The 6,153-nt window shown below is 60.3% G+C and carries 8 protein-coding genes; 2 read left to right on the forward strand and 6 right to left on the reverse strand.

All coding sequences use genetic code 11. The features are described from left to right. The 6 genes from EV666_RS17875 to EV666_RS17900 form a co-directional block, all read right to left on the reverse strand. On the reverse strand, positions 1-194 hold a 194-nt coding region (locus EV666_RS17875), incomplete at its 3' end, for a porin (RefSeq protein ID WP_207906454.1). Positions 195-387: 193 nt separating this feature from the next. Then, entirely contained in the window at positions 388-1,086 is a 699-nt protein-coding gene (locus EV666_RS17880) for a methyltransferase family protein (protein ID WP_207906455.1), read from the reverse strand. A 195-nt stretch (positions 1,087-1,281) separates the two neighbouring features. After that, a complete protein-coding gene (locus EV666_RS17885) occupies positions 1,282-2,181 on the reverse strand; it encodes a polyphosphate kinase 2 family protein (RefSeq protein WP_132010977.1) in 900 nt (299 codons plus the stop codon). A gap of 352 nt (positions 2,182-2,533) precedes the next feature. Continuing rightward, entirely contained in the window at positions 2,534-3,769 is a 1,236-nt protein-coding gene (locus tag EV666_RS17890; RefSeq protein WP_245514512.1) for a tyrosine-type recombinase/integrase, read from the reverse strand. Positions 3,770-3,775: 6 nt separating this feature from the next. Then, the gene (locus EV666_RS17895; RefSeq protein WP_132010979.1) at positions 3,776-4,033 is read right to left on the reverse strand and encodes a hypothetical protein; all 258 of its coding nucleotides are present in this window, start codon (positions 4,031-4,033) and stop codon (positions 3,776-3,778) included. Between the two features lie 194 nt (positions 4,034-4,227). Further along, positions 4,228-4,803 carry a hypothetical protein gene (locus EV666_RS17900; protein ID WP_132010980.1) on the reverse strand — a complete coding sequence of 192 codons (576 nt, stop codon included), beginning with the start codon at positions 4,801-4,803 and terminating at the stop codon, positions 4,228-4,230. 327 nt (positions 4,804-5,130) lie between these two features. On the opposite strand from EV666_RS17900, the gene EV666_RS17905 reads away from it, so the two are divergent. Together EV666_RS17905 and EV666_RS17910 are read left to right on the forward strand one after the other, a co-directional pair. Continuing rightward, positions 5,131-5,670 (forward strand): hypothetical protein, encoded by a 540-nt coding sequence (locus EV666_RS17905; protein ID WP_132010982.1) that lies wholly within the window; start codon positions 5,131-5,133, stop codon positions 5,668-5,670. Then, positions 5,667-5,894, forward strand: a complete 228-nt coding sequence (locus EV666_RS17910) for a helix-turn-helix domain-containing protein (protein WP_132010984.1) — start codon at positions 5,667-5,669, stop codon at positions 5,892-5,894. The genes EV666_RS17905 and EV666_RS17910 overlap by 4 nt, the downstream gene beginning before the upstream one ends. The last annotated feature ends 259 nt before the right edge of the window (positions 5,895-6,153 follow it).

Genomic DNA, 6,153 nt, shown 5'->3' on the forward strand with positions numbered 1-6,153 from the left:
ATGCAGGTGTCCGTGCCAGGAATGTAGAAGAAGCCGACGCCGTGCGTCGCGCAAACTTTCACATACTCAACCGGAGCGGACTTCGTCATCGGAAGGTCGGCGGCGACCGCCAGCCCCACGCCCCCCACCATGGCGGCCGCTCCCGACAGGGACCGCGCCAGCACCAACCCGCGACGACACCCGCAGCGCCTCATTCCGCAGCCCTCCGCCTGACCTCCTGATATAGTTCATCAGAACGATTACTTATAATTACATTAATGACAATAGATATTTTCTAATTTTTCCACGAATTTACCATGATGCGAAAGACCAGCGCGCCGGCGGCAATGATCCTGATCCGGTTCGGCGGCCAACGTTTCGCGCCATGCAACGAACTGGCCGAGGCGTTCACCAGACGCCTGGCAGCAGCCTGTAGCGCACGCGGCCGGCATAGGCCGCGTAGCCATCCAGCCTGGCGCGCAGCAGCGCGTCCTCCCACGCCGTGCGCACGATCAGGATGGCGCTGGCCACCGCCGCCGGAACCAGCGCCCAGTACGAGCCGAGGGCCAGCGCCAGGCCGGCGAACACCATGAAGGCGCTAACATAGCCCGGGTGGCGGACAATCGCGTACGGCCCGGTGGAGATGACCTGCTGGCCCCGTTCCCGCTGGAGCCGCACGCCTGGTTCAAAGAAGCGGTTGACTGCCTGCGCCCACGCGCCAAGGGCAATGCCCGCCCCCAGCAGCACATAACCCAGCAGGACAATCGCCGGCGGGACCGTTGACCACATCATCCGGCCCGCATCCAGGGCAGCGAGGGGTATCTCCAGCAACATCGCCGGCAGCATCAGCGCCAGCAAAATCAGGTCCCAGCGCTCCGTGCCGGGCTGGAAGCGGCTGCGGGCGCGAAAGATAACCGGGTTCACCCGCGCCAGCACCCACGCGGCGATCCCATAAACGACGACGAGAAAAACAATGAAACGCCAGCCCGGCAGCCAGTCGAGGCGCCCGACCGGCCCGAACACCAGCGCGACCAGCGCAAGCGGCAGGCCAATCGCGTAGCCGGTCGCGGTTGCGCGGGACATTGGCGGCGGTTCGGTGACGGACATCTGCGCCTCCCAGGATTACCCCCGCGCCCCGCCATACGCCGGACGCATCACGCAGGGGGCAGGAGAGGAACCGCCCCGCCGGGCCTGTCGTTCCCCAGGCCAGCTTGTCCCGGCCGGCGCTTTGCCCCCTCCCCCGACACATGTTCACCGGAAACATGTTCATTCGCCGGCGCTCCGGGATCTGACGCGCCGCCGTCAGTTCGCGTCCGCGCCATCCTCGGCCAGCAATTGCGCGCGCGCCTCCGCCATGGCCTGGCGCGCCGCATCGTCCACCTCCGGAAAATCCAGATCAAGTTTCCCCAGGGTGTCGATAATGGTGGCGGCCACGACGATCCGGGTGAACCATTTGTTGTCAGCCGGCGCCACGCACCAGGGCGCCTTCCGGGTAGCGGTGTGGGCGATCATCTGCTGATAGGCGTCCTGGTAATCGTCCCAGTAACGCCGCTCGGCCATGTCGGCCGCCGAGAATTTCCAGTTCTTGTCCGGCTCATCAATCCGCGCCAGCAGGCGCCGGCGCTGTTCATCCTTCGATACATTGAGGAAGAACTTCAGGATCACGACGCCGTTGCGGGTCAGGTGCTTCTCGAACTCCCGGATACTTTTGAAACGTTTCTTCCAGATGTCCTTGTCAACCAGTTGCTGCGGCAGGCCTTCCGCGCGCAACAGGTTCTCGTGAACGCGAACGACCAGGGTTTCCTCATAGTAAGAGCGGTTGAAAACGCCGATGTGGCCGCGCGCCGGCAACCGGCAACCGGCCCGCCACAAAAAGTCATGGGCCAGTTCATCCGCGCTGGGCTGCTTGAACGAGTGCACTGTGCAGCCCTGGGGGTTCACGCCGGACATGACATGTTCGATGGCGCCGTCCTTGCCGGCCGTGTCCATGGCCTGCAGCACGATCAGCACGGACCATTGCTTGCGCGCATAGAGCCGCTCCTGCAATTCGCGCAGCCGTTTGACGCCGGCCTGAAGCAGCTGCTTCGCCTCGTCTTTCTCGATATCGAGGCCACAGGTTTCGCCCGGATCAAACTGCTTCAGGCGGAAAGCGTCGCCATCGGTAACCCGGAATTTCCGGACGATTTCATTCAGGTCGATCATCACGCAGCGCCTCCGGGCAAGCCGATATTCGCTGATGATACCAGAACCGGGCGCCAGGCCGGGAACACGACATCCGGAAGCAGCTGGCGAAGGCGCTTCTCCAGGTCAGCATGAACTACAGGACCACAAATTTACAGCAATTGAGATTCCGCGACTGTTTCTGCAACACAAAAACCCGCCAAATCTGGCGGGTTGCGGCGGACTTCCGGATTCCGTTCAAGAAACTTTGGTAGCGAGGGAGGGACTCGAACCCCCGACACGCGGATTATGATTCCGCTTGGGGCTATTGTTTTCAAACACGTTTTCAGCATCGTGTTGCAGGCGTGTTGCATGGAGGCGTTAGGAGTAGCTGCTACCTTGCGGCAAGCAGACGATCCTCGATCGCCTTGATTGCGGCCGCGTCGTCCTCGTCCTGAGGGAACAGTTTGCCGTAGACATCGAATGTCATCTGGATGCTGGAGTGCCCCATCAACACCTGAATTCGCTTCGGCGTCATCCTCTGCTCGATGAACATCGACGCAGCCGCGTGACGCAAGGCGTGCATGCTGTACTTCGCGTCCATCACGGGGCTGCCTTCGTCATCCGTTTCACCCGTTTCCACGGAGACGCCGGCCGCAATCTGAATGGGCCAGAAGATCCGCGCCAACAAGTTCCCGTGGTTCTCCACGTTACCGGCGCCGTTCGGAAACACCAGATTCAGCTCACCAGCCGGGCACTCTTCCCGCCAACCTTTCAGCAGTGCAACCACTGATGGGGGGACGGGGATCTTCCGCGTCCCTGCCCTGGACTTTGGAAATCCGATGTTGTTGTACCTGTCGGCTCGCCTGCGGACATGCACTACGCCAGCATCAAGATCGACGTCCTGCCACATGAGACCGCGCAGCTCACTGGCGCGCATCCCGGTGAACACGGCCGTCCAGATGAACGCTTTGTGCCGGTCAGGTGTCGAGTTCAGTATCGCCGCCAACTCAGTCTTTGATGGCATCTCAAGCTCTTTGACCTCGCGGCTGGATTGCCGGCCAACCTTGACGGCTGTCACAGGATTGTTTGCGATGAAGCCTTGCCGGCGCGCCTCATCGAAGACGCCTGACAGGGAGCCGAGCACCTTCCTGACCATGACGCGCGACACGCTCTTCCCGAGGTCGTCAGCGAACTTCTGAATTGCCGGGGTCGTAAGCTTCGACAGCTTCCGGCCGCCCAAAGCGGGCTTGATATGGATATCAGCGTGCTGTCGATACTGATCCACCGTCGACCTCTCCAGGCCATCATTCGCAGCCCGGTCTATCCATAGACGGCAGGCTTCATTGACCGTCACCGATGCGCTGTCAGCAACATGGGTTCCGTGCCCAACCTCGTGCTGGGCCTTCACCAAAAAGGCGTCGGCAGCCTTCTTGGTGGCGAACTGGCGAGACCGACGTTCACCGGCCCCATCACGATAATCGGCGAGCCAGGTGACCTTGCCGCTCGGAAGCAGCCGCTTTCGAACCTTGGCCATCAGATAAATCCTATTGATATTCTCGCCCGGCGGGGCGTTACCGTGTGTGATCTCCATCCGCCCCGCCGCATAAGGCCTGGTGGTGTCGGCCAAGGGGCGTCAGGAGTGGAGAGCAGCCCTGCGTTCTATGCGATAGTTTCCGGCGATCTCGGGGATCAGGACATATCCGTCCGGAGCCGCCTCGTTCTGGGCCGCAGTCATGACCAAGTCTATGTCCGCTTCAGGCAGCCAACGCTGCATAAAAAACCCGCTTGGCTTGAAGACGATCAGGACATCTACGCCGCCGCCCAACATCTCATTTCGCGCCAGCGCAATGCCAATGTGCCCTTGGTAGCGCACAACCGAACCCGGCCTCATGGCGCGTCGTGTCTTCCGTGTGGCGGACTGCGCCGTGTCGGCGCGTCTTAATCTCTCGCGGCGGGGTTGTGGGACAGACCGGACTGCAGGCAAGACGGTAGCGGCTGCCGAAGCGATACTCGACATGTTGGTCTCCAAATGTTTTGGGAAAGGGGTGCCCGGCTAGCGCCGGACCAAGGTCTTACGTTGTGGCGTCAGTGGACACTGCCACCAGAGTAGTGAGACGCGGCCGGTGACAACATATTCACCTGATTGTCGGACAAAATTCGCACAATCTGAGATTGCCTCTCCAACCGCTTGGCCTCCCGCTTCTCCGCGGCCTTGCGGCGCTTCTCGCGCAAATGCTCCTCGCGTTGCTCCATGCGGATCAGTTTCAGGCGCCGCATAAAGTCTTCCCGCACTTCGGCAAGACCATTGCTCTCTGCCCACGTTGGCGGCTCGGGCTCCCCACTTTCATCATCCCAAGGATGTTCCTCCGGATAGCCGGAACGATACTCGTCATCCCGGAACAAGTTTGGGCCAAAGATGGAATCCGATGTTGGGTAATCACGAGCAATATGCGGCGATGATTTATGCTCGATCTCCGCACACATCTTGGCCAGCACATCAAGATCAGGAACCATCTCGCGGATCTTTGTCGCCACCGTGCGAGCGTCTTCCCTTTCCTGAACTGATCGCAACTCACCACACTTTCTATCGGCATCCATCTCCATCAGACCGAGAGACAGCGCCTTCGCAATAACCAAGTCGGGTTGGGTGTCAGTCATCATTGCCGCTCCTTACCGGTCGCCACCGGCTGGGTGTCATCAGCGTTCCTACTGATTAACACGCAGTCGGAATTGCTGTCAATTCCTACTGCGAAAAAATCAGTCGGAGTTGACATGCCCCGAATGTGTGGTACACAGTAGGAGCATGTGCCATTATCCGCCCAATCGGCAGGTCGCTGTTTGGAGACGGCATTGGTAAGTTCAACCCAACTGAGTGAGTGCATTGCCCGCGCTACTGGCGTCCCTGAGGCCACCGTCTTGCTCCACATGCGGAATGTGCGAGAGGCCGGGATACTGACCCAAGGCGGTCGCGGACGTAGCGCCGCCCGCATGACCACCCGCGACGCGGCGAATCTACTGATCGCCGTTGCCGGTGCATCGGCGGTGAAGGATTCGGTCGTCCCAATCCATCGCCAAGCCCAAACCTGGGTCAGAGAAGGAACTTGGGAAGAAACATTGGCTGTGCCGGAGCTTCTGGCCTTGCCGGCAGATCACCGCTTTGCTGACGCGGTTGTGGCTCTTCTGAACTCCGCTGCAAGCGGGAGTTTGGAGGCCTTGGCAATTGAGATACAGGGCAGCCCCGTCGATCTAATCGACGATCTGCGTATTCCATTCTGGATAAAGACAACGATAGCCGAACCAGAATCCACGGCATTCATCGAAGTTATAGCGCTCGACTTCAATGAAGATGGTGAATTGATCAACGAAGAACGCAGGCGTGTCCTATACGGCGGCCGCAAGAAACTACCCGGCGGGAACCTAGAATTTGATCCGCCGCTCGACACTGAGCTTCATGGCGACCTTCGCCATGAGCACACCTTCACCCATCGGACGATCCAGATGATCGGAAATTTGTTGAGGGGACCATGACGAATCGCCCAGCCGACGACATCCTTCATGGCGCAGAGGAAATCGCCAATTTTCTGCGCCTCGACAAGCGCGCCGCGTATCACGCGGTGTCGCAGAACCACCTTCCAGTATTCAGAATCGGCGCGAAGATCTGTGCCCGCAAGTCCACCTTGCTGACGTGGATTGAGTCGCAGGAGCTACAGGCCGCCAACGATAACAGGCCGCCCTCCTTCAGCGCCGCCTAACCTCCACCCCACCATCACTGAACAAACCACCCCGCCGGCCCCGCCGGCGGGAACGTGAAACTGCGACCTAAAAGGAGTGCAGCATGCGTATCTTGAGAATCACCCCAGATCGAACAGGCGGCACGGTCGTCGCGCGGTTTGATCTTCAGCTGACTGACGACGTTCGGCTGTATGGCCTGACCCTGCGTCAGGCGAAGAATGGCCACCGGTCAGATGTTCCAAACATTCATGGCCGTCACGTCGTGACGTTCACCCCGCA

Source organism: Camelimonas lactis, from assembly GCF_004342915.1.
Lineage (GTDB): Bacteria > Pseudomonadota > Alphaproteobacteria > Rhizobiales > Beijerinckiaceae > Camelimonas > Camelimonas lactis.